This is a genomic window from Rhodopseudomonas sp. RCAM05734 (assembly GCF_052658035.1).
In genome coordinates this window covers 2,646,056-2,669,715 of the sequence record NZ_CP199742.1, presented here as the reverse complement: position 1 = coordinate 2,669,715, position 23,660 = coordinate 2,646,056, and the positions used below count along the sequence as shown (strand labels likewise).

27 protein-coding genes are annotated in these 23,660 nt (G+C 63.6%); 9 read left to right on the top strand and 18 right to left on the bottom strand.

What is annotated here, in order from left to right:
• Positions 1 to 5: 5 nt before the first annotated feature.
• Entirely contained in the window at positions 6 to 785 is a 780-nt protein-coding gene (locus ACUXVA_RS12605; protein ID WP_265079994.1) for a L,D-transpeptidase, read from the bottom strand.
• Between the two features lie 212 nt (positions 786 to 997).
• Between ACUXVA_RS12605 and ACUXVA_RS12600 the strand changes: the two genes are divergently transcribed.
• The 4 genes from ACUXVA_RS12600 to ACUXVA_RS12585 all read left to right on the top strand — a co-directional run bounded on the left by ACUXVA_RS12600 (position 998) and on the right by ACUXVA_RS12585 (position 3,341).
• On the top strand, positions 998 to 1,156 hold the full coding sequence (locus tag ACUXVA_RS12600; RefSeq protein ID WP_265079995.1) for a DUF3309 domain-containing protein: 159 nt from the start codon (positions 998 to 1,000) through the stop codon (positions 1,154 to 1,156).
• An 11-nt stretch (positions 1,157 to 1,167) separates the two neighbouring features.
• Complete coding sequence (locus ACUXVA_RS12595) at positions 1,168 to 2,310, top strand: AI-2E family transporter (RefSeq protein WP_445493280.1); 1,143 nt, start codon at positions 1,168 to 1,170, stop codon at positions 2,308 to 2,310.
• A 76-nt stretch (positions 2,311 to 2,386) separates the two neighbouring features.
• Positions 2,387 to 2,758, top strand: a complete 372-nt coding sequence (locus tag ACUXVA_RS12590; RefSeq protein WP_265079996.1) for a DUF883 family protein — start codon at positions 2,387 to 2,389, stop codon at positions 2,756 to 2,758.
• A 115-nt stretch (positions 2,759 to 2,873) separates the two neighbouring features.
• Positions 2,874 to 3,341 carry a hypothetical protein gene (locus tag ACUXVA_RS12585; RefSeq protein WP_265083818.1) on the top strand — a complete coding sequence of 156 codons (468 nt, stop codon included), beginning with the start codon at positions 2,874 to 2,876 and terminating at the stop codon, positions 3,339 to 3,341.
• Between the two features lie 15 nt (positions 3,342 to 3,356).
• Here the strand turns inward: ACUXVA_RS12585 and ACUXVA_RS12580 are convergent, their stop codons facing one another.
• Both ACUXVA_RS12580 and ACUXVA_RS12575 read right to left on the bottom strand, forming a co-directional pair.
• Complete coding sequence (locus ACUXVA_RS12580; protein ID WP_445492451.1) at positions 3,357 to 3,764, bottom strand: hypothetical protein; 408 nt, start codon at positions 3,762 to 3,764, stop codon at positions 3,357 to 3,359.
• Between the two features lie 311 nt (positions 3,765 to 4,075).
• Positions 4,076 to 4,882: a response regulator gene (locus tag ACUXVA_RS12575; protein ID WP_265080015.1), complete on the bottom strand. Its 807-nt coding sequence runs from the start codon at positions 4,880 to 4,882 to the stop codon at positions 4,076 to 4,078.
• A gap of 216 nt (positions 4,883 to 5,098) precedes the next feature.
• Between ACUXVA_RS12575 and ACUXVA_RS12570 the strand changes: the two genes are divergently transcribed.
• Positions 5,099 to 5,287 carry a NepR family anti-sigma factor gene (locus ACUXVA_RS12570; protein ID WP_265080016.1) on the top strand — a complete coding sequence of 63 codons (189 nt, stop codon included), beginning with the start codon at positions 5,099 to 5,101 and terminating at the stop codon, positions 5,285 to 5,287.
• Entirely contained in the window at positions 5,287 to 5,835 is a 549-nt protein-coding gene (locus ACUXVA_RS12565; protein WP_265080017.1) for a sigma-70 family RNA polymerase sigma factor, read from the top strand. Before ACUXVA_RS12570 ends, ACUXVA_RS12565 begins: the two co-directional genes overlap by 1 nt.
• A gap of 131 nt (positions 5,836 to 5,966) precedes the next feature.
• Here the strand turns inward: ACUXVA_RS12565 and ACUXVA_RS12560 are convergent, their stop codons facing one another.
• From ACUXVA_RS12560 to urtA, 14 genes are all read right to left on the bottom strand, one after another.
• Positions 5,967 to 7,631 (bottom strand): HWE histidine kinase domain-containing protein, encoded by a 1,665-nt coding sequence (locus ACUXVA_RS12560; RefSeq protein ID WP_445492448.1) that lies wholly within the window; start codon positions 7,629 to 7,631, stop codon positions 5,967 to 5,969.
• A gap of 217 nt (positions 7,632 to 7,848) precedes the next feature.
• Positions 7,849 to 8,469 carry an urease accessory protein UreG gene (gene ureG / locus ACUXVA_RS12555; protein ID WP_445492446.1) on the bottom strand — a complete coding sequence of 207 codons (621 nt, stop codon included), beginning with the start codon at positions 8,467 to 8,469 and terminating at the stop codon, positions 7,849 to 7,851.
• 226 nt (positions 8,470 to 8,695) lie between these two features.
• A complete protein-coding gene (locus ACUXVA_RS12550; RefSeq protein ID WP_445493279.1) occupies positions 8,696 to 9,436 on the bottom strand; it encodes an urease accessory protein UreF in 741 nt (246 codons plus the stop codon).
• Entirely contained in the window at positions 9,423 to 10,052 is a 630-nt protein-coding gene (locus ACUXVA_RS12545; protein ID WP_445492444.1) for an urease accessory protein UreE, read from the bottom strand. Before ACUXVA_RS12545 ends, ACUXVA_RS12550 begins: the two co-directional genes overlap by 14 nt.
• A 39-nt stretch (positions 10,053 to 10,091) precedes the next feature.
• Positions 10,092 to 10,391 carry a putative quinol monooxygenase gene (locus ACUXVA_RS12540; RefSeq protein ID WP_265080019.1) on the bottom strand — a complete coding sequence of 100 codons (300 nt, stop codon included), beginning with the start codon at positions 10,389 to 10,391 and terminating at the stop codon, positions 10,092 to 10,094.
• A gap of 298 nt (positions 10,392 to 10,689) precedes the next feature.
• Positions 10,690 to 12,402 (bottom strand): urease subunit alpha, encoded by a 1,713-nt coding sequence (gene ureC, locus ACUXVA_RS12535; RefSeq protein WP_265080020.1) that lies wholly within the window; start codon positions 12,400 to 12,402, stop codon positions 10,690 to 10,692.
• A 1-nt stretch (position 12,403) separates the two neighbouring features.
• Positions 12,404 to 12,709, bottom strand: a complete 306-nt coding sequence (locus ACUXVA_RS12530) for an urease subunit beta (protein ID WP_265080021.1) — start codon at positions 12,707 to 12,709, stop codon at positions 12,404 to 12,406.
• 105 nt (positions 12,710 to 12,814) lie between these two features.
• Complete coding sequence (locus ACUXVA_RS12525) at positions 12,815 to 13,117, bottom strand: urease subunit gamma (RefSeq protein WP_445492441.1); 303 nt, start codon at positions 13,115 to 13,117, stop codon at positions 12,815 to 12,817.
• A 16-nt stretch (positions 13,118 to 13,133) separates the two neighbouring features.
• A complete protein-coding gene (locus ACUXVA_RS12520; RefSeq protein WP_265080023.1) occupies positions 13,134 to 13,967 on the bottom strand; it encodes an urease accessory protein UreD in 834 nt (277 codons plus the stop codon).
• Positions 13,968 to 14,001: 34 nt separating this feature from the next.
• A complete protein-coding gene (urtE, locus tag ACUXVA_RS12515; protein WP_265080024.1) occupies positions 14,002 to 14,697 on the bottom strand; it encodes an urea ABC transporter ATP-binding subunit UrtE in 696 nt (231 codons plus the stop codon).
• A 224-nt stretch (positions 14,698 to 14,921) separates the two neighbouring features.
• Positions 14,922 to 15,770: an urea ABC transporter ATP-binding protein UrtD gene (gene urtD / locus ACUXVA_RS12510; RefSeq protein WP_265080025.1), complete on the bottom strand. Its 849-nt coding sequence runs from the start codon at positions 15,768 to 15,770 to the stop codon at positions 14,922 to 14,924.
• Between the two features lie 5 nt (positions 15,771 to 15,775).
• A complete protein-coding gene (urtC, locus tag ACUXVA_RS12505) occupies positions 15,776 to 16,945 on the bottom strand; it encodes an urea ABC transporter permease subunit UrtC (protein WP_265080026.1) in 1,170 nt (389 codons plus the stop codon).
• 200 nt (positions 16,946 to 17,145) lie between these two features.
• On the bottom strand, positions 17,146 to 18,762 hold the full coding sequence (gene urtB, locus ACUXVA_RS12500; protein WP_445492437.1) for an urea ABC transporter permease subunit UrtB: 1,617 nt from the start codon (positions 18,760 to 18,762) through the stop codon (positions 17,146 to 17,148).
• 74 nt (positions 18,763 to 18,836) lie between these two features.
• Positions 18,837 to 20,123 (bottom strand): urea ABC transporter substrate-binding protein, encoded by a 1,287-nt coding sequence (urtA, locus tag ACUXVA_RS12495; RefSeq protein ID WP_445492435.1) that lies wholly within the window; start codon positions 20,121 to 20,123, stop codon positions 18,837 to 18,839.
• Positions 20,124 to 20,697: 574 nt separating this feature from the next.
• On the opposite strand from urtA, the gene ACUXVA_RS12490 reads away from it, so the two are divergent.
• From ACUXVA_RS12490 to ACUXVA_RS12480, 3 genes are all read left to right on the top strand, one after another.
• Entirely contained in the window at positions 20,698 to 22,134 is a 1,437-nt protein-coding gene (locus ACUXVA_RS12490; RefSeq protein WP_265080029.1) for a DEAD/DEAH box helicase, read from the top strand.
• Positions 22,135 to 22,159: 25 nt separating this feature from the next.
• The gene (infA, locus tag ACUXVA_RS12485) at positions 22,160 to 22,441 is read left to right on the top strand and encodes a translation initiation factor IF-1 (RefSeq protein ID WP_143575210.1); all 282 of its coding nucleotides are present in this window, start codon (positions 22,160 to 22,162) and stop codon (positions 22,439 to 22,441) included.
• A 286-nt stretch (positions 22,442 to 22,727) separates the two neighbouring features.
• Entirely contained in the window at positions 22,728 to 22,940 is a 213-nt protein-coding gene (locus ACUXVA_RS12480; RefSeq protein ID WP_011474122.1) for a cold-shock protein, read from the top strand.
• A gap of 125 nt (positions 22,941 to 23,065) precedes the next feature.
• On the opposite strand, the gene ACUXVA_RS12475 is transcribed toward ACUXVA_RS12480, so the two are convergent.
• Positions 23,066 to 23,629, bottom strand: a complete 564-nt coding sequence (locus ACUXVA_RS12475; protein WP_445492431.1) for a TadE/TadG family type IV pilus assembly protein — start codon at positions 23,627 to 23,629, stop codon at positions 23,066 to 23,068.
• Positions 23,630 to 23,660: the final 31 nt, after the last annotated feature.

Below are 23,660 nucleotides of genomic sequence, written 5' to 3'. Positions count from 1 at the left end.
AGCTGTTAGTACAGCGACGACATCGAGACGTTCATCGCCTGTCGGCCGTTCTGCGCAGATGACGGGCGGACCCGACTATCGCTCACGGTGCGGGGCACGGGTGCATTGCGCGCCTCAAGGCGCGGGGCGCCGGTCTTCGGCAGCACGACCACCTTGGTGCCGACATCGACCCGGTTGAACAGGTCGGCGACATCCTCATTGGTGAGGCGGATGCAGCCCGACGACACGAACTTGCCTATGGTCGACGGATCGTTGGTGCCATGGATACGATAGTCGCTGGTGCCGAGATACATCGCGCGAGCGCCCAGAGGATTGCCCGGACCGCCTGCCATGAAGCGCGGCAGATAGGGTTGGCGAGCGATCATTTCCGCCGGCGGACGCCAGTCCGGCCATTCCGCCTTGCGCGTCACGGTCTGCGTGCCGGACCATCTGAAACCTTCGCGGCCGACGCCAACGCCGTAGCGCACAGCGCGTCCCTGTCCGAGAACATAATAGAGCTGAGTATTGGCGGTATCGATGACCACGGTGCCGGGTGCCTCGCGGGTGTCGAAAGCAACGATCGCGCGGCGAAGCCGCTCCGGCACTACATTCGTATCGTTCTCGTCGACGTCGGGGTTCGCCATCACGTCGGACGGGAAGGCGTTCTCTGGCGATGCGTAGCTCATCACCTGCGCCGAGGCGGCGGTCGCCATTAGCGCCGTGGCAGTCATCAAAGCCGCGGCAAATAGCAATGCACCAGAGGTGCGGAGCGACTGCTTGCGATTTGCGGAAGATGCCTGTGTCATGATCGGCCCCGTTGTGATGCGTCGCGTTGATATCCGCTGTACCAACCCGACCGGAGCCCCGTGGTTCCCAGCGATGCGACGCATTCCGAGGCTGTCAACCACCCCCGCAATCACGCTTTCGCGACGGAACCTTAACCGCGTTCCGCTGTTGATAGCGTTGAACGCGGACTGGACCGCGGGTGGCATTTCCGCCCATCGCGAGATCACAGCTCATGTCGCTTGGCACCATTCTGATCATCGTCCTGGTCCTTGTCCTGCTCGGTGTCTTTCCGAGCTGGGGCTACAGTAGCGGCTGGGGGTACGGGCCCTCCGGCGTTGTCGGTACCGTGCTTGTCGTCATCCTGGTGCTGCTCGTCCTTGGTAAGATCTAGCCGTGGCCCGGATGGCCGGCAGCCGCGACAATCCGCCAGGCCGGGTTCGCGCCGTTTCTAACGATGCGCAAGCTGGCACGCCACTGCCTGACAGCAACGCCGAACAGCCGCCGGTGATCCGTCGTGCACGTGCAGAGGTGGTGGCCTTCACGCTGGTTTCCCTGTTGCTGATTACGGTGGTGGCCGTTCTTTACGTGGCCAAGGCGTTCTTTCTGCCGATCGTGACCGCCTTCATCGTCGGCACCATGTTGTCCCCGGCCGCGAACTTTCTCGAGCGCCACCGCATTCCGCGCGCGGTGTCTGCGGTCCTGATCGTCACCTTCGTCTGCGCCGGCATCGCCTTCATCGTCGGACTGATTTCCTCGCCATTGGTGGAGTGGACCAACCGTCTGCCGGAGCTCGGCTTGCGGCTCAAGGACAAGCTGCACATTTTCGATCGTCCGCTGGCGCTGTGGCACCAGGTGCAGAACATGTTCGGTGCCACGGACCCGCTTTCGTCCAGCAAGTTTGAATTGCCGAAGATCGACTGGGTGCAGCCGACGCTGGAATTCCTGTCGCCGACATTCACCGAATTCCTGCTGTTCTTTGCCATCCTGGTGTTGTTCATCGCCGGCTGGAAGGATCTGCGTCGCGGGCTGGTGATGAATTTCGCCGACCACGAGTGGCGGCTGCGAACGCTGCGCATCCTCAATACGATCGAGACCAGCCTGGGCGGGTACCTATTTACGGTGACCATGATCAATTTCGGCGTTGGCATCGCCACCGGCCTGATCTGCGCTGTCACAGGCATGCCCAATCCGGCCGGACTCGGCGCGCTCGCGGCGACGCTGAACTTCTTTCCCATCATCGGTCCCGTGGCCATGTTCGTGATCCTCGCCGTTGTCGGCATCATCGCGTCATCGACCCTCGGCGCCGGCCTGATCGCGGCACTGGCCTTTGTCGGACTGACCTTCCTGGAGGGGCACTTCGTCACCCCGGCGATTATCGGCCGTCGACTGCAGCTGAACGCCCTTGCGGTGTTCATCGCGCTGGCTTTCTGGACCTGGCTGTGGGGGCCCATGGGAGGCTTCCTCGCCTCGCCCCTGCTGATCGTCGGACTGGTCCTGAAAGAGCATTTGATGCCCGTCAATTCGCCTCGGCTGCCGCCGGACTAATCTGGTCCGGCTGCGGGAACTTCCGCAAAAACGGGGCGTTTGTGCCTCGCATTCTCCAAGTCGCAGGAGCACAGGGATGTCGAGTATCGATGGCGAAGGTGAAATCAAAAACCTCGCAGAGAAAGACACTTACAATCGTCTCGAAAAGGACCTCACAGCCGTGAAAAACGATATCGCAGCACTCACCGACCAGATCACCGATGCGCTCAATGCCTTCACCGGCCAGGCCAGCAAACAGGCCCGCCGTGGATTCAAGCAGGCGCGCGCCAACGTCGATTCCGTCATGTCCGACGTTTCCGAACGCGGCAATGCCGCCTTCGACGCCGCGCAGGACGCAGCCTATTCCTTCGAGGAAACGCTGGAAGACGTCGTCCAGCAGCGCCCGCTGGCGACCGTCGGCCTGGCGCTCGGCCTCGGCTTCCTGATCGGCGTGACGTGGCGCCGCTGACAATTAAATAGTAAGCCCTTCAGGACGGTTGGGCGGCTCTGACCTGATCTGACGGCGCCGCGCAGGCGCCGTCAGATTGTTTTAAGCTATCGTTTTTTGAATGCGGGGGGCGTTTATGTTTCAACGAATGATCGAGGATTTCAAGTCGGGCACCGGTACGGCGGTTCGCATGACGTCGCTCGCTGCGGCGGCTGGGTTTGCGCTGTTCGTGACGCTGGCGTTCCTGAGCGCTGCGGCTTTCATGGCGGTGCTGCAGAAATATGGTCCCGTGGAAGCCTGCCTGACGGTGGCCGGCATCTTCCTGGTGATCTCGCTGATCGTAGCGGCGGTTTACACGAACAAAAAACGGCAAGCCGAAATTCGCGCCGCAGCGGCTGCTGCAGCCGCACGAGAAGCCGCGAAATCCGCGGCCTCCTCGATCCTGGCTGATCCCATGCTGCTTGCCGCAGGCCTCCAATTGGTCCGCGCGGTCGGGCTCAAGAAACTGATCCCCCTGCTCGCCGTTGGCGGCGTAGCGCTCGGTTTTCTCATGAGCCGCAATACTGCGGCCTCCAGTGACGAAGAGCCAACCGACGCGGAATAGTCGTTAAGCGTACCGTCAGGTGATGCAGCGCCCGGGCTGCAGATGCTTAGCAACTTCGGTCAAAACGCTCACCACCGGTTCGCAAGCGACGGTCGACTTTCGCGGGGTGGGGGGCCGTACCGCTATCGGTGCAGGGCCGTTGTTCACGGTTTCGACGTTGGCGGGCTTCGAATGAAGACGTATCAGGACTGACGTGTCAGCAAGACTGTCCGATTTGAATAACAACGTCGTTCCCGAAGCCAGCGGCAAACGGGGCGCTCCCCGGTCCGCCTTGGCAGCGCGATTGACGCCACTTTGATCGGACTGGATCTGGCGGATGTCGCCATGGATGCTGCCGAGATCACTACCGGAGGCGAACTGGATCGCACCGAAGGTTGCCGTTGCCGCCAGCACTCCAAAAATTCCGTTCAAGACCTGAGACATCGCCGCCTCGCTCGTCGCTCTCCAGCGCCATTCGACGCCCATCCTAGCAACGTAGTTGTCGAGGCTCAGTTCTTGATCGTTCGATCAATTAACCGTGTGGCGATTTTCTCGCATCCGCCGGAACGTTTTTTCGGATTGTGCGTCAAGTCTGCAGCCGGTCGTCCCCTGCCCCAAAAGACCGGCGACGCGGGGCGCGGCTGTGGTGATGCCGGCTGCGTCCCGCATTCTTATGTCTGACAGTCGAATGCTCCCCCAATAAAAAAACGCCTGCAATGCAGGCGTTTTTCATGGAATGCACGGGCGCGCTTGGATCAGGACGCCGCCGCTTTCGGCGCCTTGTTGCGCGAGTTGCGCTGGAAGAACAAAGCCTGGCTCGCGACCGCGGAGACCATGGCAGGCTGGAACGGCTTCGAGATGAGGAAGGCCGGCTCCGGCCGCTCACCGGTCAGGAAGCGCTCGGGATAGGCGGTGATGAAGACCACCGGTACCTCGAAGATCCGCAGCAGTTCATTCACCGCGTCGAGGCCGGAGCTGCCATCGGCGAGCTGGATATCGGCGAGGATCAGCCCGGGCTTCTTGTTCTTGGCAAGTGCGATCGCATCCGAATGGGTGCGTGCAACGCCAATCACGTTGTGGCCGAGGTTCTTGACCAGGCTTTCGAGATCCATGGCGATGAAGGTCTCGTCTTCGATGATCAGCACGTCAGTGGCGATCTCGGCAGCCATCTCGCGGCCGGCGGTGTCGGCCAGGGTGCGGATCTCGGCGACGTCGGTATCGAGCACGAAAGCCACTTCTTCTTCCGAGAACCCTTCGAGCGAGAGCAACAGGAAGGCCTGACGCGGCAGCGGCGTAATGTTGGACAACCGGCGTTCGGACGGCATCGGCAGCGCTGTGGCATCGGTATCGTCATTGAGCGCGACCGAATTCCAGATCTGCGTGAACAGGCGAAAAAGCGCGGCGCGCGGGCCGAATTTTTCGTCGAGCAGCGACTGGTCCTGCAGCAACGCTTCCAGCATCGCTCCCACATAGGCATCGCCTGAGGCCTGATTTCCGGTCAAGGCACGGGCATACCGCCGCAACAGGGGTAAATGTTCAGCTACGAGCTGTGATCGGGACATCCCCACTCCATCATGTCTGAGTCAAAGCATAACGCCTGGGCAAGGATCCCCAGCGCGATGCCAATGTTTACGCCCCAGCCGGACAAAAGTTCCACTCTCCCGGAACTTTCCAGCCAGCTTTGCATTAGCAGCTGTACAGACGCCGCAAAGGCCTCAGAAATCAAGAAAATTTCTCGAATTCCAGGGGCTCAACTCTTGGGGAATGTGGAACGGGTCATGAAAGATGTGAAGTCCAAGCAGGGTGGTCTCAATGCCGAGATCCAGTCCCGGATCGGGCACCAGCTTCGCGCTATGTACGACGATGTGGTGCGGCAAGGCGTCCCGGATCGCTTCGCGGAGTTGATCCGCAAGCTTGACGGTCCTGAAGCCGTCGATCCCGCGGCAAAAACCGAAGGGAGCGAATAATGCCCCTCACAGATTCTCTTCGCGACGACATCCTGGCGTCGGTCCCCAGCTTGCGCGCTTTCGCGATTTCGCTGAGCGGCAATGGCGACCGGGCAGACGATCTGGTGCAGGAAACGCTGTTGCGTGCGCTCGCCAACATCGATTCATTCCAGCCCGGCTCCAACTTGCCGGCCTGGCTGTTCACGATCCTGCGCAACCTGTTCCGCTCGGATTACCGCAAGCGGCGGCGGGAGGTCGAGGATGCCGATGGCAGCTATGCCAAGACTCTGAAGACCCAGCCGGCGCAGAACGCTCATCTGGAGTTCGAGGAGTTTCGTGCCGCACTGGAGAAGCTTCCGCAGGACCAGCGCGAAGCCCTGATCCTGGTGGGCGCGTCGGGTTTCTCCTATGAGGATGCGGCAACGATCTGCGGCTGCGCGGTCGGCACCATCAAGAGCCGCGTCAACCGCGCGCGCTCGAAGCTGAGCGCCCTGCTCTATGTGGACGGCGCCGACGATTTCGGCCCCGACAACACCACGCGGGCGGTCATCGGCGGCAGCGGCGGCTAGCACCGGCGCTCACCTGCAAAATGCCAAAGCGGCCACCTCGCGGTGGCCGCTCTTTTATGCGAATTTGCTTGCGACGGCGTTGCGGCAAACCGGGGGCGGAATTGTGATGCGTCCGGCTTGCCGGAAACCGCTCAGGAGCGGCGCCTGATCGGCGCCGCCAGCGCCTCGGTGCGATCGCGCTCGGTCATGTCGACCACGGTCTCCATCGGCGCGGTCAGCTCGTAGACATAGCTGACGTCGGTGAAGTAGCGCTTCGATGTGCCGCCGAGCGCTTCCGGGGCGACCCGGTCGAGCAGCACCACGCCGAAGTCGCTGTCGGCACGCCGGGTCGCCGCGCTGGTGTTGAATTCCTCCCAGCGGAAATGGAAGAGGGCGTCCGGGCCGGCGCCTTCCACATCCCAATGGGCGACGATGTGCGGATGCTTGCCGACCAGCGACAGGCCCTCGTCGGAATGCGATGCCAGCTCGAAGAACAGCAGCGACAGGCTCTGGGCCGCGCGGGCACTGACGACAATGTCAGGACCGTCGATGGCGATGCGGTCGGCATGGGGAATCGCACGCGCTTCGAACAGCCCCTTCAGGTTGACGCCCTGCCACTGGCTCTCGGACAATAGCGAGACCACGTTGGACATGGCGTGGATGCGCCCGATCAGCAGATCGCGGGCGACGTCGACGTCGACGTCGCTGCCGTGGCGCAGCGTGCGGGTGACGATGGACTGGATGACGGCAAGGATGTTCTTGACCCGGTGGTTGAGCTCGTCGATCACGGCGGTCAGCCGCCGCTCGAAGCCGATCCGCATCTGCACTTCGCGGCTGAGCCGCAGGTTGTTGTAGCCGACGTAACCAAACAGGCCGCAGATGATGGCGGTCAGCGCGACGCCGATGCCGCCGACGATGAACGCGGTCTGCTGCGCGCGCACCACCGAATTCGTCTTGGGATAATAGCCCAGCGACCAGTCGCGATTGCCGAAGCTGACGGTGCGCAGAATCGCCAGCGCCGGCCCGTTGGGGACCAACGATCGCTCTGTGACCGTCCCGTTGTCGTCAGCGACCAGTTCGCCGTCAACCTTGCGCGGATCCTTCAGCGCCACCGAGAACAGCGACATTTCGTCGTTCGCCAGCATCAGCGGGCCGAGTTCATAGGAGAAGGAGACAAACCCCGCCGGCTTGGCATTGCCCTCCTGCAGCACCGGTGCGGCCAGCACGATGCCGACCGGGCCGTTCGGCCGCAGCAGCGGCGTCGGATCGGACGCCACCGGCTTGCCCTCGGCCAGGGCGCGCGCCAGCGTCGGCCCCAGCGCGGGACTGAAATTCAAGGCGCGGCCGGCAAAGCCCTCGGTCTCGGAGTTGCGCGGCTCGAGGTCCATCAGCACGTCGAGCGACGTATCGCGCGACTGGGCATCCAGCGGCTTGTCGTCGAAATTGCGGATGGTGGGATTGCGGAAGCCGGCGCTCGACAGCTCGGCGGATGCCGATGCCAGTTCGCCAGGCTGCAAGCGGGCGATCCAGCTCGCCACCACGAAATCGACCTTGAAGGCATAGATCGACGAGCGCAGCGGCTGCAGCATGTTGGCCTTGATGACCGACGGCGCACGGAACAGGCCGGCCCCGACCCGCGCCAGCAATTCGCGCTCGGTGAGGCGGTCCTGCACCAGGCTGGCATGGATATCCACGGCCCGCGCCAGTGCGATGCCGTCGATGGCCAGTTCCTGATCGTGCACCCGAAAGGCCGCGAGACCCGACAGCAGCACCCCGATCAGGGCTACGAGACTGATAATGAATCCGAGCCGGATCAAGGACTTACCCGGTCATGAGAAGGAGATGAACTGCTCCGGCGGAGCGCCGGCACGGCCTATAGACTGGTTTGAAATGCACGCCACACTGCCCGGAAAATGAAGACGCCGACAACACCCACACGGCCGGTGGCTGGAAACCCTTATTGTCCGCCTTTGGACGACCTATCCTGATCCAATCACGCCAGAGCCGATTTGTTCCGGACAAAATCAAATTGTTTCAGGACGCCTGCAGGCCGCCCTTGGTCTCGATGAACCGAATGATGGTCTCGAGACCGTCGTTGGTCTTCATGTTGGTCATCACGAACGGCCGGCTGCCGCGCATGCGCCGGGCGTCGGTGTCCATCTTTTCCAGCGAAGCGCCGACATAGGGCGCGAGGTCGATCTTGTTGATCACCAGCAGGTCGGAGCGGGTGATGCCCGGCCCGCCTTTGGAGGGAATCTTGTCGCCGGCGGCGACGTCGATGACGTAGATGGTCAGATCGGCCAGTTCCGGCGAGAAGGTGGCGGCGAGATTGTCGCCGCCGGATTCGATCAGCACCATGTCGAGGTCGGGAAATTTTGCGCGCATATCGGCGACCGCGGCGAGGTTCATGGAAGCGTCCTCGCGGATCGCAGTGTGCGGGCAGCCGCCGGTCTCAACGCCGGCGATGCGATCGGCGGTCAGCGAGCCCGAGCGCACCAGAAATTCGGCATCCCACTTGGTGTAGATGTCGTTGGTGATGGCCGCGATGTCGTAGCGCTCGCGCATGGTCTTGCACAAGAGGTCCATCAGCGCGGTCTTGCCGGAGCCGACGGGACCGCCAATGCCGACGCGCAGCGGACCGTGAAGGGAGGACATGTCAGATGCTCTCTGGGTTGAAGTGTTGGGCCGAAGTGTAGCCATGCAATACGCAGCCACACAAAGAAATGTCATCCCCGCGCATGCGGGGATCCAGTAGACGCAGGTGTTCGTGATTGATCGCTGGCGCCGGCGTGTACTGGATCGCCCGGTCCTGGCGCGCAATTGCGCGCAGGCCGGGCGATGACAGCGGTGGGTGTCGTGCGAGCGCGTGCATCATGGACATTCACGACCGGAACAGCCGCGTATATTGCGTCTCATGGCGCAGGCTGGCGAGGTCGGCGCGGAACGTGGCGCCCCCGAGATCATCGAGGCTGGCGGCCATCGCACGCTTGCCGGTGGCGACCACGACGGGCTCCAGCGCCGCCAGCACGCGCTGGCTGTCGGTCTGGCCGAGCGGCACCAGTCGTGCGCCGGCGGAGATCCAGTTCGAGGTCACTGCGTGGAAAAAGCCGTGCATGGTGGCGGACAGCGGAATGCCGTGCGCGGCGCTGACCAAGCCGACCGCGACCGGATAGACGATTGCCGAGTCGCAAGCGGCGATCAGGCGGTCGAGGCCGTCGTGATTCCAGGCGCTGCGCGCGATCTCGATGAAGGCGCGGCCCTGCGACGTGGTCTCGAGCTGGCGCTCCTTTGACGGCACGAAGGCGCTTGCCAGTTCGGCAATCTCGCGCAGCAGCGTTTCGTCGCCGGCGACCGCCGCACGATGCACCTGGGCGAGGAACACGCCGTCGCAAAAGCCGGAGCCATCGGTGAGCATGGCCGACAGCCAGTCCTGCAGGCTGGCGGCATCGACAATGTCGCCGGCTTCCACCGCCCATTCGATGCCGCTGGAATAGGAGAAGGCGCCGACCGGAAATGCCGGCGACAGCCACGTCATCAGCCGGTACAGCGCCGCGCCCTCGTCCGCGGACAGCGCGACGGTGTCGACCGGCGGCATGAGATCCGCCGGCCTACTTGTGGTCATGAGCATGGGAATGGTCGTGGTGCCCGTGGTCGTGACCGCAGGTCTCGTCGTGCACGTGTCCGGCATCGCCATGGGCGGCATGGTCATGGCTGTCGTGACCGTGCTTGCCATGCGCGTGACCATGATGGCCGTGGTCGTGGCGATCATGCGCGTGGCCATGGCCGGCATGGTCGTGCGTCTCGGCGACGGCCGCATAGGCGCCGCCTTCGGGATCGAACGGCGCCTCGATGGCAATGACGCGGGCGCCGAGCCCCTTGACCATCTCCTCGATGACATGGTCGCGGCGGATACGCAGCCCGCGGCCGGTGATCTGGGTCGGCAAATGGCGATTGCCGAGATGCCAGGCGAGGCGCACCAGATGGGCGGGGTCAGAGCCGCGGACCTCGATCAGCGGCTCGGGCGCGGCGACCACCTCGATAAGCCGGCCGTCTTCCAGCACCAGCGCATCGCCGCCGCGCAAGGCGACGGCGTTTTCCAGGTCGAGCAGGAATTCCAGCCCGCGGGTCCCGGTCATCGCCATGCGGCGACGATGCCGGTCGTCGAAATCCAGCACGACGGTGTCCGCCGCGGCTTGCTTGAAGAGGTGCTGCCCCTTGACGTCGGTGGCGCGGATCATGGCTTTACTCTCATATTTAATATCCGCGCCAGCGCGTGACTATCGCACGACGACGTCGGCGGGGGTGATGATCTCGATCTTCGGCGGCGCGCTGAAGCATTGCACCGCGATACGGCCGAACGCCTTCATGTGCTCGGTCTGGCGATGCGGCACGAGCGCTTCGGCGTTTTCCCACTGCTCGACGAAAACCATCTTGGTTGGATCCGTCACGCTCTCATGCATGTCATAGGCGATATTGCCGGGCTCCTTGCGGGTTCCGGCGATGCAGGCTTTCGCGCCTTCGATCAGTTCAGCACGCATTTCAGGTTTCACGGACAGGGTGGCGACGACGTAGATCAAGGCGGTTCTCCCGGTGTTTTGTTGTGGCGCTGAGACGGCCGGGGCGGACCTTAGGGGGTTATGGCGCGGGAATGAAGGGGGCTTGCAGCGGTCGCTCCCTTTCCCTCTCCCCCAGCGCAGCGAAGCTGCGCGCCGCGGGAGAGGGTGCCTGAGCGCATCGAAGGCGGGAGAGGGAAAGCCGCGCGCTCCGGAATAGCCCCCTCTCCCGTCTCGAACCCCGCTTCGCGGGGCTTCGATCCACCCTCTCCCATCAACGCCGCTTCGCGGCGCCGGGGGAGAGGGAAAGAAAGACGCGCCCTCAATACATGAAATACCTTTGCGCCATCGGCAGCACCTCGGCCGGGGCGCAAGTCAGCAACTCGCCATCGGCGCGGACTTCGTAGGTCTCCGGATCGACCTGGATATCCGGCGTCGCGTCGTTGTGGATCATGCTCTTCTTGGAGATGCCGGAGCGGGTGTTTTCCACCGCGTACAGCGCCTTCTGGGTGCCGAGCCGGGCCTGCAGCCCGTTGGAGATCGCCGCTCCTGACGTGAACACGAAGGACGACTGCGTTAGCGCGCGGCCGAAGGCGCCGAACATCGGCTGGTAGTGCACCGGCTGCGGCGTCGGAATCGAAGCGTTGGGATCGCCCATCGGCGCCGCCACGATCATGCCGGCCTTCACCACCAGGTCCGGCTTGACGCCGAAGAACGCCGGCGACCACAGCACGAGGTCGGCGAGCTTCCCGACCGCCACCGAGCCGATCAGCTTCGAGACGCCGTGGGCGATGGCCGGATTGATGGTGTATTTGGCGATGTAGCGCTTGACGCGAAAATTGTCGTTGTTGCCCTTGTCCTGCGGCAAGGACCCACGCTGTTTCTTCATCTTGTCGGCGGTCTGCCACGTCCGGATGATGACCTCGCCGAGCCGGCCCATCGCCTGGCTGTCTGACGACATCATCGAGAGCGCGCCGAGATCGTGCAGGATGTCTTCAGCCGCAATCGTTTCCTTGCGGATGCGGCTTTCGGCGAAGGCCAGATCTTCGGCGATGGACGGATCGAGGTGGTGGCAGACCATCAGCATGTCCAGATGCTCGTCGATGGTATTGCGGGTGAACGGCCGGGTCGGATTGGTCGACGACGGCAGCACGTTGGGCAGGCCCGCGACCTTGATGATATCAGGCGCATGGCCGCCGCCGGCGCCTTCGGTGTGGAAGGCGTGGATGGTGCGGCCCTTGAAGGCCGCGATGGTGTCTTCGACGAAGCCGGACTCGTTCAGCGTGTCGGAGTGGATCATCACCTGGACGTCGTGATCGTCGGCCACCGTCAGGCAGTTGTCGATGGCGGCGGGCGTGGTGCCCCAGTCCTCGTGCAGCTTCAGCGCACAGGCGCCCGCATTGATCATCTCGATCAAGGCCGCTGGCTTCGAGGCGTTGCCCTTGCCGGAAATGCCGAGATTGACCGGAAAGGCATCGAAGGACTGGATCATCCGCCCGATGTGCCACGGGCCCGGCGTGCAGGTCGTTGCAAACGTGCCGTGCGACGGGCCGGTGCCGCCGCCGAGCATCGAGGTGACACCGGACATCAGCGCGTGCTCGATCTGCTGCGGGCAGATGAAATGGATGTGGCTGTCGAAGCCGCCGGCAGTGAGGATTTTTCCTTCGCCCGCGATCACGTCGGTGCCCGGCCCGACATTGATGGTGACACCGGGCTGGATGTCGGGATTCCCCGCCTTGCCGATGGCGCAGATGTACCCCTCCTTGATGGCGACGTCGGCCTTGACGATGCCCCAGTGGTCGACGATCAGCACGTTGGTGATCACGGTGTCCACCGCGCCTTCGGCATTGGTGGCCTGCGACTGTCCCATGCCGTCGCGGATCACCTTGCCGCCGCCGAACTTCACCTCCTCGCCATAGATGGTGAAATCCTTCTCCACCTCGATGATGAGATCGGTATCTGCCAGCCTGACGCGGTCGCCGGTGGTGGGGCCGAACATGTCGGCATAGACGGAACGCTTGATCTTGACGGACATCTTACAGCTTCCCCATCACGTCGCCGCGGAAGCCGTAGACCTCGCGCTTGCCGGCCAGTTCGACCAGTTGAACGTCGCGGCTCTGGCCGGGTTCGAAGCGGACGGCGGTGCCGGCGGCGATGTCGAGGCGCATGCCCCGCGCCTTGGCGCGATCGAATTTGAGGCCGGGGTTGGTCTCGAAGAAATGGTAGTGCGAGCCGACCTGGATCGGCCGGTCGCCGGAATTGGCCACAGTCAGCGTCACGGTGGCGCGGCCGGCATTGAGCTCGATGTCGCCGTCCTGGATGAAGAATTCGCCGGGGATCATGTAGTCACCTCGTGTTTCGCGACGTCATGGCCGGGCTTGTCCCGGCCATCCACGATGTTCCGCGCTGCCGTGGATGCCCGGCACAAGGCCGGGCATGACGGAGTTTTATCTGATGGGTTCATGCACGGTGACCAGCTTGGTGCCGTCCGGAAACGTGGCCTCGACCTGGATATCGTGGATCATCTCGGCGATCCCGTCCATGCACTGGGCGCGGGTGATGACCTCGGCGCCGGACTTCATCAGCTCGGCCACGGTGCGGCCGTCGCGGGCGCCCTCGACGATGAAATCGGAGATGATGGCGATGGCCTCGGGATGGTTGAGCTTGACGCCGCGCTCCAGCCGTCGGCGCGCCACCATGGCGGCCATCGAGATCAGCAGCTTGTCTTTTTCGCGGGGGGACAGATTCATCGCATACTCTTGATTGCTAGTTCAGCCACAGCCTGGGCAGCGCAGCGCCGGAGCGCGCCAGCACGTTCATCATGTCAGTGCGCAGCTTCGCCGCATCTTGCGCACAGAAGCGGGCCATTGCAAATCCGTTCCAGCTGGAGATGCCGACCTCGCCGCCGAAGTTTTCCGCGGCCTCGCGGATCCGCTCCACCAGCGCCTCGTCACCGGGCACGATCAGCGCCGTGCCGATGGCCAGGCCGCCACCCGCAATGGCCGGGCGCGCCAGCTTTGCGCCGAGATCGCCGTCGAGCCGCACGGTCTCGGCAAACACCAGTCTGCCGCCACGGCGCAGCCGCCAGCGATCGACAAAGCCGCCGGACAGCATTGTCTCGCCCATAGCGGCGCGGCCGAAGATGACAATCTCGCAGACCACCAGCGAGGCCGTGGCGTCGAGGTCGATATCGATGCGGCGTTCGGTGCGCGACCGGTCGAACAGGATGGTCTCCTGCGGCAGCCAGGAAAGATGCGCATCCGCACCCGCCCTCAGCTTGATGTTGATCTCGGCGGCGGGCCCGTGGGAGCGATAGACCTTTTCGGCGGCGGCGGTGGTCACGGTCAGGCTGGTGCCTTCGCCGGCGGCAATATCGATGTCGAAACGATCGCCGCCGGCGGCGCCGCCGGCCGTGTTGACGAACATCGCCGACAGGCCGTGGTCCTCCGGCGACGGGAAGCGCACCCGCAGCGAGCCGGATTCATGCAACTCGCGGCGACGCGTCCTGCCGTCCACCAGTTGCACGTCGAACGCCACCCTGCCTCGCGCGCGGTTGGCGGCGAAGATCGCGGATGATGCGTTCGGGGAATCGGGGGCCATGTTGTCTCCGGCCGCCATCATGCCAGCCGCCAACTCAAAGCGCCATCTGGCGGCTGATCTCGGCGGGATCCAGCGTCGCGCGATCGCAGGCGAACTTCACCACGCCGCGGTCCATCACCGCAAAATTGTCGCCGAGCTCGCAGGCGAAATCGAGATATTGCTCGACCAGCACGATCGACATGGTGCCGAGGCTGCGCAGATAGGAAATGGCGCGGCCGATGTCCTTGATGATCGAAGGCTGGATGCCTTCGGTGGGCTCATCCAGCAGCAAAAGCTTCGGCCGCATCACCAGCGCGCGGCCGATGGCGAGCTGCTGCTGCTGGCCGCCCGACAGATCGCCGCCGCGGCGCCCGAGCATGGATTGCAGCACCGGGAACAGCGAGAACACGTCGTCGGGAATGTTGCGGTCGGCGCGCTTCAGCGGCGCGTAGCCGGTCCGGAGGTTCTCTTCCACCGTAAGGAGCGGAAATATCTCGCGGCCCTGCGGCACGAAGGAGATGCCGCGCCGTGCGCGTTCATAGGGCTTCAGGGCCGAGATGTCTTGGCCGTCGAAGGTGATCGAGCCCGCCGAAATCGCCTGCTGGCCGACCAGCGCGCGCAACAGGCTGGTCTTGCCAACGCCGTTGCGGCCCAGCACGCAGGTCACCTTGCCGGGCTCCGCCGCCACCGTAACGCCGCGCAGCGCCTGCGCCGCGCCGTAATACAGGCTGATGTTGTCGACTTTCAGCATGGCAACATCTTTCGTTGGTCTGTCCGGGATGCGCCGCGGCACGCGCGCAGAGCCGCAACATGGTTTGCTGTCGTCCCCCGCGAAAGCGGGGGATCCAGTAAACGGCGGCGTCGCGGCTCCATCACGGCCACCTGCGTGTACTGGGTCGCCCGGTCCTGGCGCGCGTTGCGCGCAGTCCGGGCGATGACAGTGGTGGTTGTGAGATCGCGAATCCATCCCATTCGCTATCGCCCCAAATACACTTCAACCACGCGATCATTCGTGGATACCTGATCGATGGTGCCCTCGGCCAGCACGGTGCCTTCGTGCAGGCAGGTCACCTTGACGCCGAGTTCGCGCACGAAGGTCATGTCGTGCTCGACCACCACCACGGTCTTGTGGTCGCGGTTGATCTCCTTCAGCAGTTCGGCGGTCTGGTGGGTCTCGACGTCGGTCATGCCCGCGACCGGCTCGTCGACCAGCAGCAGCTTGGGGTCCTGCGCCAGCAGCATGCCGATCTCCAGCCACTGCTTCTGGCCGTGCGACAAGTTGCCGGCGAGGCGGTGGCGGGAATCGGTGAGGCGGATGGTCTCCAGCACCTTGCCGATGCGCTCGGTCTGCTCCCTGGTGTTGCGCCAGAACAGGGTGCCGCGGACGCGGTGGTCGACGTTCAGCGCCAGCAGCAGGTTGTCCCAGATGGTCTGGCTTTCGAACACCGTCGGCTTCTGGAATTTGCGGCCGATGCCGAGGGTGGCGATCTGGGTTTCGTCTAGCAGCGTGAGGTCATGGGTGCCGTCGAAATAGACGTCGCCCTCGTCGGGCTTGGTCTTGCCGGTGATGATATCCATCATCGTGGTCTTGCCGGCGCCGTTCGGGCCGATGATGGCGCGCATCTCGCCCGGCGCCAGCACCAGCGACAGGTTGTTGATGGCGTGAAAGCCGTCGAACGAGACGTGGACGCCGTCGAGATACAACTGCGCCGAGGTGATGCGCTTCTGCCGCGCCTCGGCCTCGCGGGCGGCGGCCTGGGCGTCGATGGCGGCGGGCGCGTGGGCGGCCGGCTTGTCGAGGACGGGCTGTTCGATGGAGGTCATGCGCCCTACTCCGCCAGATGGGGTTTGGTGACGCCGTCTTCCGCCGCCGCGCTGTCTTCAAGGGCGGTGTCGCGCCGCGCCTTCCACGGCTCCCACCAGGCGTTGAAGGTGCCGATGATGCCCTTGGGCAGCAGCAGCGTCACCAGGATGAACAGCGCGCCGAGCATGAACAGCCAGTACGGCGCCAGCGGACCGGAGGTGAACACGGTCTTGGCGTAGTTGACCACGACGGCACCGAGCGCCGCGCCGATCAGCGTGCCGCGGCCGCCGACTGCCACCCAGATCACCGCCTCGATGGAGTTGGCCGGCGCGAATTCGCCGGGATTGATGATGCCGACCTGCGGCACGTAGAGCGCGCCGGCGACGCCGGCCATGCAGGCCGACAAAGTGAACACGAACAGCTTGTAGGATTCGACGCGGTAGCCGAGGAAGCGCGTCCGCGATTCGGAATCGCGGATGGCGATCAGCACCTTGCCGAGCTTCGAGGTGACCACCGCGCGGCACATCAGGAAGCCGAGCATCAGCGCGAGACAGCTCAGCGCGAACAATGCCGCGCGGGTGCCGCCAGCCTGGACGTTGAAGCCCAGAATATCCTTGAAGTCGGTGAGACCGTTGTTGCCGCCGAAGCCGAAATCGTTGCGGAAGAAGGCGAGCAGCAGCGCGTAGGTCATGGCCTGGGTGATGATCGACAGATAGACGCCGGTGACCCGGGAGCGGAACGCGAGCCAGCCGAAGCCGAAGGCCAGCAGGCCGGGGACGACCAGCACCATCAGCGCCGCAAACCAGAACATGTCAAAACCGTACCAGTACCACGGCAGCTTGCTGTAGTTCAGGAACACCATGAAGTCCGGCAACACCGGATTGCCATAGACGCCGCGCGGGCCGATCTGGCGCATCAGGTACATGCCCATGGCGTAGCCGCCGAGCGCGAAGAACGCGCCGTGACCCAGCGAGAGAATGCCGCAATAGCCCCAGATCAGGTCGATCGACAGCGCCAGGATGGCGTAGCAGACATATTTGCCGAACAGCGCCATCAGATAGGTCGGCACCTGGAATATGGAATCCGCAGGCAGCAGCAGGTTCGACAGCGGGATCAGGATGCCCACCGCAGCGACGACCAGCAGGAATACACTGGCGCTGCGGTCGAGCGAGCGAGTGAGGATGTGCGGGGTCATGACATGGCTCCGCCGCTGATGGTCCCCTCCCCCCGCGCGAAGCGAAGCTTCGCTGGGTGGGGGAGGGTGGCGCGTAGCGCCGGGAGAGGGGGAGGCCGCAAGCGCTGTCGCCTGTGCCCCCCCTCTCCCTGACCCTCTCCCACAAGGGGAGAGGGGACATGACGAGCGCAGTTCCTGGCCGAGAAGAATGGAAATCATCATCATGCTTCGATCGCCCTGCCCTTGAGCGCGAACAGGCCGCGCGGGCGTTTCTGGATGAACAGGATGATCAGCACCAGGATCGCGATCTTGCCGAGCACGGCGCCGGCGACCGGCTCGAGGAACTTGTTGGCGATGCCCAGCGTGAAGGCGCCGACCAGCGTGCCCCACAGATTGCCGACGCCGCCGAACACCACGACCATGAAGCTGTCGATGATGTAGCTCTGGCCGAGGTTGGGGCTGACATTGTCGATCTGCGACAGTGCCACGCCGGCGATGCCGGCAATGCCGGAGCCGAGCCCGAAGGTCAGCGCATCGACGCGCGAGGTGGCGATGCCCATGGAGGCCGCCATCCGGCGGTTCTGGGTCACGGCGCGCATCTCGAGGCCAATGCTGGAGTAGCGCAGCATGGCCAGCAGGATCGCGAACACGGCCAGCGTGAAGCACAGGATCCACAGCCGGTTGTAGGTGATGGTGATCTGGCCGAGTTCGAAGGCGCCGGACATCCAGGAGGGATTGCCGACCTCGCGGTTGGTCGGGCCGAACATGGTGCGCACCGCCTGCTGCAGCACCAGCGACAGGCCCCAGGTGGCCAGCAGGGTTTCCAGCGGACGGCCATAGAGGAAGCGGATGATGGTGCGTTCGATGACGACGCCGATCATGCCTGCGATCAGGAAGGCCAGCGGCACCGCCATCAGCAGCGAATAGTCGAACAGAGCGGGATAGGAGGTGCGGATGATCTCCTGCACGCCGAAGGTGACGTAGGCACCGATCATCACCATCTCGCCATGGGCCATGTTGATGACGCCCATGACGCCGAAAGTGATGGCGAGGCCGATGGCGGCCAGCAGCAGCACCGAGCCGAGCGACAGGCCGTACCAGGCATTCTGGGCGATCGACCACAGGGTCTGCCGGCTCTGGATCGCCGTGGTGGCGCTGGCGGCGCTGCGCGCCACGCCGATGGACTGTTCGGCACCGGCAAGGCCGGTCAGCAGCGCCAACGCTTCCTGGTCGCCACGCGCTTTGATCACCGCGATGGATTCGATCTTCTCCGCGTCGGTGGCGTCCTCCTTGAAAAGCAGGATGGCGGCGCGGGCTTCGATGAAGGCCTGCTTCGCCTTCTTGTTGGTTTCCTTTTCCAGGGCCTGGTCGACCACCGGGAGCATCGCGGCGTCGTGGGTCTTGAACACCGACTGCGCGGCTTCGACGCGCTTGTCGGGATCCGGCGACATCAGCGTCAGCCCGCCCAAAGCGGCATCGATGGTGCGGCGCAGGCGGTTGTTGAGGCGTACTGCGGCGGCGCTGTCAGGCACGCTGGCAACCGGGGTGCCGGTGGCCAGTTCGACGCTCTTGCCGTCCGTATCGGTGAGATAGACTTTCTTGCTGTCGGGATCGGCCATCACGCGGCCGTCCTGCAGCGCGCTGATGATGGCGAAGGCCTGCGGATTGCCGGAGGTGGCGATCACGCCGATGGCGTCGTCGGTGTCGGAATAATCGTCATTGGCGAACTTTGCGACAGCATCCTCGAAGGGACCTGCCAGCGCCGGAATGGCGGACGCGGCGATCAGAAAGACGACAAATACGAGCGTGCGAAAACGGTCGAACAAATTGATGAGCACTGGCTGACCCCGGGCGGAAGGAAAGGGAGGGCGACGGCAATGCCGCCCTCCCCAGTTTTGGGAGTCTCAGGAAATCAGGAACCCTGACCGCCGCACTTGTTGGTCTTGGTGTTGTAGTTGCCGCACTTCTTGCCGACCCAGTCGCCGATCAGGTCCTTGGAGCCCTCGAGCTCCTTCGACCAGGCATCGCCGGCCACCAGACCCGGGGTCTTCCAGACCACGTCGAACTGGCCGTTACCCTTGATCTCGCCGATGAACACCGGCTTGGTGATGTGGTGGTTCGGCAGCATCTTCGAGGTGCCGCCGGTCAGGTTCTTGGCTTCGATGCCCGGCAGGGTGTCGATGACCTTGTCGGCTTCGATCGACTTGGCCTTCTCGACCGCCTTCACCCACATGTTGAAACCGATCACGGTGGCTTCCATCGGGTCGTTGGTCACGCGCTTCGGGTTCTTGGTGAAGGCCTGCCAAGCCTTGATGAACTTCTCGTTCTCGGGATCCTTGATCGACTGGAAGTAGTTCCAGGCGGCGAGATGGCCGAGCAGCGGCTTGGTATCGATGCCGGCGAGTTCTTCTTCGCCGACCGAGAACGCCACCACCGGGATGTCCTTGGCCTTGATGCCCTGGTTGCCGAGTTCCTTGTAGAACGGCACGTTGGCGTCACCATTGATGGTGGAGACCACCGCGGTCTTCTTGCCGGCCGAGCCGAACTTCTTGATGTCGGCGACGATGGTCTGCCAGTCCGAATGACCGAACGGGGTGTAGTTGATCATGATGTCTTCGGACTTGACGCCCTTCGACTTCAAGTAGGCTTCCAGCACCTTGTTGGTGGTGCGCGGATAGACGTAGTCGGTGCCGGCCAGCACCCAGCGCTTCACCTTTTCGTCCTTCATCAGGTAGTCGACCGCCGGGATCGCCTGCTGGTTCGGGGCGGCGCCGGTGTAGAACACGTTGCGCTCGGACTCTTCGCCCTCGTACTGCACGGGATAGAACAGGATCGAGTTCAGCTCCTTGAACACCGGGAGCACCGACTTGCGGGACACCGAGGTCCAGCAGCCGAACACCACGGCGACCTTGTCCTTGGTGATCAGCTCGCGCGCCTTTTCAGCGAACAGCGGCCAGTTCGAAGCGGGATCGACCACGACGGCTTCCAGCTTCTTGCCGAGCACGCCGCCCTTCTTGTTCTGTTCATCGATCATGAACAGAACGGTGTCCTTGAGCGTGGTCTCGGAGATCGCCATGGTGCCGGAGAGAGAATGCAGGACGCCGACCTTGATGGTGTCGTCCGCGGCATTGGCTGAAGAGAAACTCGCAAGGCCCATCACCAGGCCCGCGGTCGCAGCCACCAGGCCACGGCGGGTCATCGGTCTCGCTATCGCGTGAGTCAAATTATTGATCATGTGCGCTCATCTCCCTGACGCAGACGTAAAATAATGCGGAACGGCCCCACGGCCGTCTGCGTTAACGGAATCGCAAGAAGCGTGCCATCAACAAGAATTCGCGCAAAATATTGATATGTAAGATATATTTCCGTTTTTCGGCGATATTCACGAAAGTTGCCGCCTTATTTTTAGGCCACAAAAATGATCACTCACGCAGCAAGCAGCACGAAAAACAGGCGCATTGTATTTTTTGTCTAAATTTCATGCAGCGGTTAATTGTCGCGACCCCTGGGCAGAATCAAGACTGCGAAAGCCCGTTGCCTGCGATTCACCTTGAAACCGCCGCCTTCATGTTCCATATGACCACCACGACCTTGAGAATCATCGGGTCATTGCGAGCCGCGTGTTCTGATCCCGTCTTCACATGACGGTTTCTGGCTTGCCCCTTCAGCTAACCAGATCGACGCCCCAGACACGCGGGTGTCTCCAGACACCCTCGCGCGCTCCTGGCTGATATCCGCCGGGCGCCTGCTTTCATTATGGAAAGACACATCTTTTGACCTCCTTTCAGGAATTCGGCCTCGCCGATCCCATTACCCGTGCGCTCAAGGAAGAAAACTACACCACGCCGACCCCGATCCAGGCGCAGACCATCCCCATCGCCATCACCGGCAAGGATGTCATCGGCATCGCCCAGACCGGCACCGGCAAGACCGCGTCCTTCGCGCTGCCCATCCTTCACCGCCTGCTGCTCGATCGCATCAAGGTGCAGCCCAAGCATTGCCGCGTGCTGGTGCTGAGCCCGACCCGCGAACTCTCCGGCCAGATCCTCGAGAGCTTCAACGCCTACGGCCGCCACATGAACCTCACCTCGGCGCTGGCCATCGGCGGCGTGCCGATGGGCCGCCAGGTGCGCTCGCTGATGCAGGGCGTCGACGTCCTCGTCGCCACACCCGGCCGGCTGATCGACCTCGTGCAGAGCAACGGCCTGAAACTCAACCTGGTTGAGTTCCTCGTGCTCGACGAAGCCGACCGCATGCTCGACATGGGCTTCATCAACGACATCCGGAAAATCGTCGCCAAGCTGCCGATCAAGCGCCAGACCCTGTTCTTCTCGGCCACCATGCCGAAGGACATCGCCGAGCTCGCCGAATCGATGCTGAAGGATCCGGCCCGCGTCGCCGTGACCCCGGTGGCGTCCACCGTCGAGCGCATCGCACAGCGCGTGATCCAGGTCGATCACTCCGCCAAGCCGACCATCCTGGCGCAGATCCTGAAGTCGGAGACGGTCAACCGCGCGCTGATCTTCACCCGCACCAAGCACGGCGCCGACAAGGTCGTGAAGGGCCTCGAGCGCGCCGGCATCCGCGCCGACGCGATCCACGGCAACAAGTCGCAGAACCACCGCGAGCGCACGCTGGCGAACTTCCGCAGCGGCGAGATCAAGACCCTCGTGGCCACCGACATCGCCGCCCGTGGCATCGACGTCGACGGAATTACCCACGTGGTGAACTTCGACCTGCCGAACATCCCGGAAACCTACGTCCACCGCATCGGCCGCACCGCGCGCGCCGGCGCCGAGGGCATCGCGATCTCGCTTTGCTCCGGCGAGGAAATGGCGTATCTGCGCGACATCGAAAAGCTGATCCGCATCACCCTGCCGAAGGAAGACCGCCGCACCCCCGGCCGCAACGACGTCGGTCCGCCGCCCTCGCAGGGCCGCGGTGGACGGTCGTCCTCGCAGCAGCCGCGCGGCGGCGACGGCGCGGGCGCCAAGAGTGCACGCAACCGTCGTGGCGCCCCCGGCGGCAACCGCGGCGCAGCGCAACCGAACCGCGAGAATCCACGTCACGAGACCGCACGGCATGAACCGATCTCACGTCCCGCCGCCCAGGCGGCAACTACGACTAAAGAAGGGATGCAGGGCGTCGCTTTCCTGCATCGCGAGAGCCGACCCAACACCACGCCGAACCGCACCCAGCGTCCGCGCTAACACACGATCGATCTGGAGCTAACGAATGGCCAAAGAAGAGCTGATCCAGTTCGAAGGACTGGTGACGGAAATCCTCCCCGATGCGCGCTATCGCGTGCAGCTCGATGCGGGGCATGAAATCGTTGCCTACACCGCCGGCAAGATGAAGAAGAACCGCATCAAGACCCTCGCGGGCGACCGCGTGACCATCGAGATGTCGCCCTACGACCTCGAAAAGGGCCGGTTGATCTTCCGCCACAAGGACGAACGCCCCGGCGGCGGAGCCCCGCGTGGCGCTCCGCCGCGCGGCCAGTTCCGTCGGCGCTAACCCGCTTCGCACCGACGCACTGCACAACAACTACACCGCGCATGGCAGCAAATGCCTGCGCGGCAAGGCGTTGGTTTCGATCGGATGTACACAATCAAAAAATCGTGCGCGTCAGGATTGTCTTGACCGCCCGCTTCGCTTAACATGAGCTAATCGATTTTCGGCCGGACGACATTATCTATCCCCCGGTACAGCCGGTCTAGACTGACGACCCTTCCAAAAATTCGATATCACCAGCCCGCATGATCGTGGGCTACTACTATATTCTTGAGAAGGGACTACCCCCGTGAGCATGGGAACTGTGAAGTGGTTTAACGCGACCAAGGGCTTCGGCTTCATTCAGCCGGATGACGGCGGCAACGACGTGTTCGTGCACATCAGCGCCGTCGAGCGTGCCGGCCTTGGCACCCTGCGTGAAGGCCAGAAGATCAGCTACGAAATCGTTGCCGATCGTCGTTCTGGCAAGTCCTCGGCCGACAATCTGCGCGCCGCTGGCTAAACGGAATTCCGCCAGTCGGGATTGCAAGGTTCAGGGCTGCGGAGTTTCAGCGACACCAATACGAAAAGGCCGCGCTTCCAGCGCGGCCTTTTTGCTGCGTCATGGACGGATCGCGCCGGCGCGCCCTACTTCGTGGTGCAGGCAATGTCGGGGCTGTAGAACACGCAGGTCGACTGCCGCGGCCGCGTATAGGTCTGGTCGGTCAGCGTGACGCCGGCCTTCCCCATCACATAGCCGACCGCCGGCGTGTAGAGATAACTCACCTCGCTGAAGATCAGATACTGGTTGGCGATGATCTTGCCGGCGGAATCCTTGCCGATCAGCGCCGCCGGCACCGGCACGGTGCTGCCGTCCTTGCGCACCGCATCGCCCTTGCTCCACTGCGCGCGCGCCACGCCGGACGTCGGATCGATATAGACCTCGGTGATGGTGGACTTCAGGCCGGTCGCGGAATACGGCGTCAGCATCGCCACCGCGATCGCGCGGAAGTTGCTCATATCGGTATCGTTGACCGAGGTGTAGCGCGACGTCAGATCGGACATCGCTTGCGTCATGATGGAGACCTTGCGATCGGCCGCCACGCCGTTCGAAATCTCGATGGTTCCGAAGAACATCACCAGCATCAGCGGGACGATCAGCGCGAATTCCACGGCGGCGAGCCCGCTTGTGTCGCGGGCAAAGCGCGTCATCGGCGATCCCAAGCGACGCAACGCGAATGAC

What these genes read in the sequence shown, in the direction of transcription:
- ACUXVA_RS12605 (WP_265079994.1), bottom strand. Translation starts at nt 785, where the DNA reads ATGACACAGGCATCTTCCGCAAATCGCAAGCAGTCGCTCCGCACCTCT.
- ACUXVA_RS12600 (WP_265079995.1), top strand. Translation starts at nt 998, where the DNA reads ATGTCGCTTGGCACCATTCTGATCATCGTCCTGGTCCTTGTCCTGCTC.
- ACUXVA_RS12595 (WP_445493280.1), top strand. Translation starts at nt 1,168, where the DNA reads ATGGCCGGCAGCCGCGACAATCCGCCAGGCCGGGTTCGCGCCGTTTCT.
- ACUXVA_RS12590 (WP_265079996.1), top strand. Translation starts at nt 2,387, where the DNA reads ATGTCGAGTATCGATGGCGAAGGTGAAATCAAAAACCTCGCAGAGAAA.
- ACUXVA_RS12585 (WP_265083818.1), top strand. Translation starts at nt 2,874, where the DNA reads ATGTTTCAACGAATGATCGAGGATTTCAAGTCGGGCACCGGTACGGCG.
- ACUXVA_RS12580 (WP_445492451.1), bottom strand. Translation starts at nt 3,764, where the DNA reads ATGTCTCAGGTCTTGAACGGAATTTTTGGAGTGCTGGCGGCAACGGCA.
- ACUXVA_RS12575 (WP_265080015.1), bottom strand. Translation starts at nt 4,882, where the DNA reads ATGTCCCGATCACAGCTCGTAGCTGAACATTTACCCCTGTTGCGGCGG.
- ACUXVA_RS12570 (WP_265080016.1), top strand. Translation starts at nt 5,099, where the DNA reads ATGAAAGATGTGAAGTCCAAGCAGGGTGGTCTCAATGCCGAGATCCAG.
- ACUXVA_RS12565 (WP_265080017.1), top strand. Translation starts at nt 5,287, where the DNA reads ATGCCCCTCACAGATTCTCTTCGCGACGACATCCTGGCGTCGGTCCCC.
- ureG (WP_445492446.1), bottom strand. Translation starts at nt 8,469, where the DNA reads ATGTCCTCCCTTCACGGTCCGCTGCGCGTCGGCATTGGCGGTCCCGTC.
- ACUXVA_RS12550 (WP_445493279.1), bottom strand. Translation starts at nt 9,436, where the DNA reads ATGACCACAAGTAGGCCGGCGGATCTCATGCCGCCGGTCGACACCGTC.
- ACUXVA_RS12545 (WP_445492444.1), bottom strand. Translation starts at nt 10,052, where the DNA reads ATGATCCGCGCCACCGACGTCAAGGGGCAGCACCTCTTCAAGCAAGCC.
- ureC (WP_265080020.1), bottom strand. Translation starts at nt 12,402, where the DNA reads ATGTCCGTCAAGATCAAGCGTTCCGTCTATGCCGACATGTTCGGCCCC.
- ACUXVA_RS12530 (WP_265080021.1), bottom strand. Translation starts at nt 12,709, where the DNA reads ATGATCCCCGGCGAATTCTTCATCCAGGACGGCGACATCGAGCTCAAT.
- ACUXVA_RS12525 (WP_445492441.1), bottom strand. Translation starts at nt 13,117, where the DNA reads ATGAATCTGTCCCCCCGCGAAAAAGACAAGCTGCTGATCTCGATGGCC.
- ACUXVA_RS12520 (WP_265080023.1), bottom strand. Translation starts at nt 13,967, where the DNA reads ATGGCCCCCGATTCCCCGAACGCATCATCCGCGATCTTCGCCGCCAAC.
- urtE (WP_265080024.1), bottom strand. Translation starts at nt 14,697, where the DNA reads ATGCTGAAAGTCGACAACATCAGCCTGTATTACGGCGCGGCGCAGGCG.
- urtD (WP_265080025.1), bottom strand. Translation starts at nt 15,770, where the DNA reads ATGACCTCCATCGAACAGCCCGTCCTCGACAAGCCGGCCGCCCACGCG.
- urtC (WP_265080026.1), bottom strand. Translation starts at nt 16,945, where the DNA reads ATGACCCCGCACATCCTCACTCGCTCGCTCGACCGCAGCGCCAGTGTA.
- urtA (WP_445492435.1), bottom strand. Translation starts at nt 20,123, where the DNA reads ATGACCCGCCGTGGCCTGGTGGCTGCGACCGCGGGCCTGGTGATGGGC.
- infA (WP_143575210.1), top strand. Translation starts at nt 22,160, where the DNA reads ATGGCCAAAGAAGAGCTGATCCAGTTCGAAGGACTGGTGACGGAAATC.
- ACUXVA_RS12475 (WP_445492431.1), bottom strand. Translation starts at nt 23,629, where the DNA reads ATGACGCGCTTTGCCCGCGACACAAGCGGGCTCGCCGCCGTGGAATTC.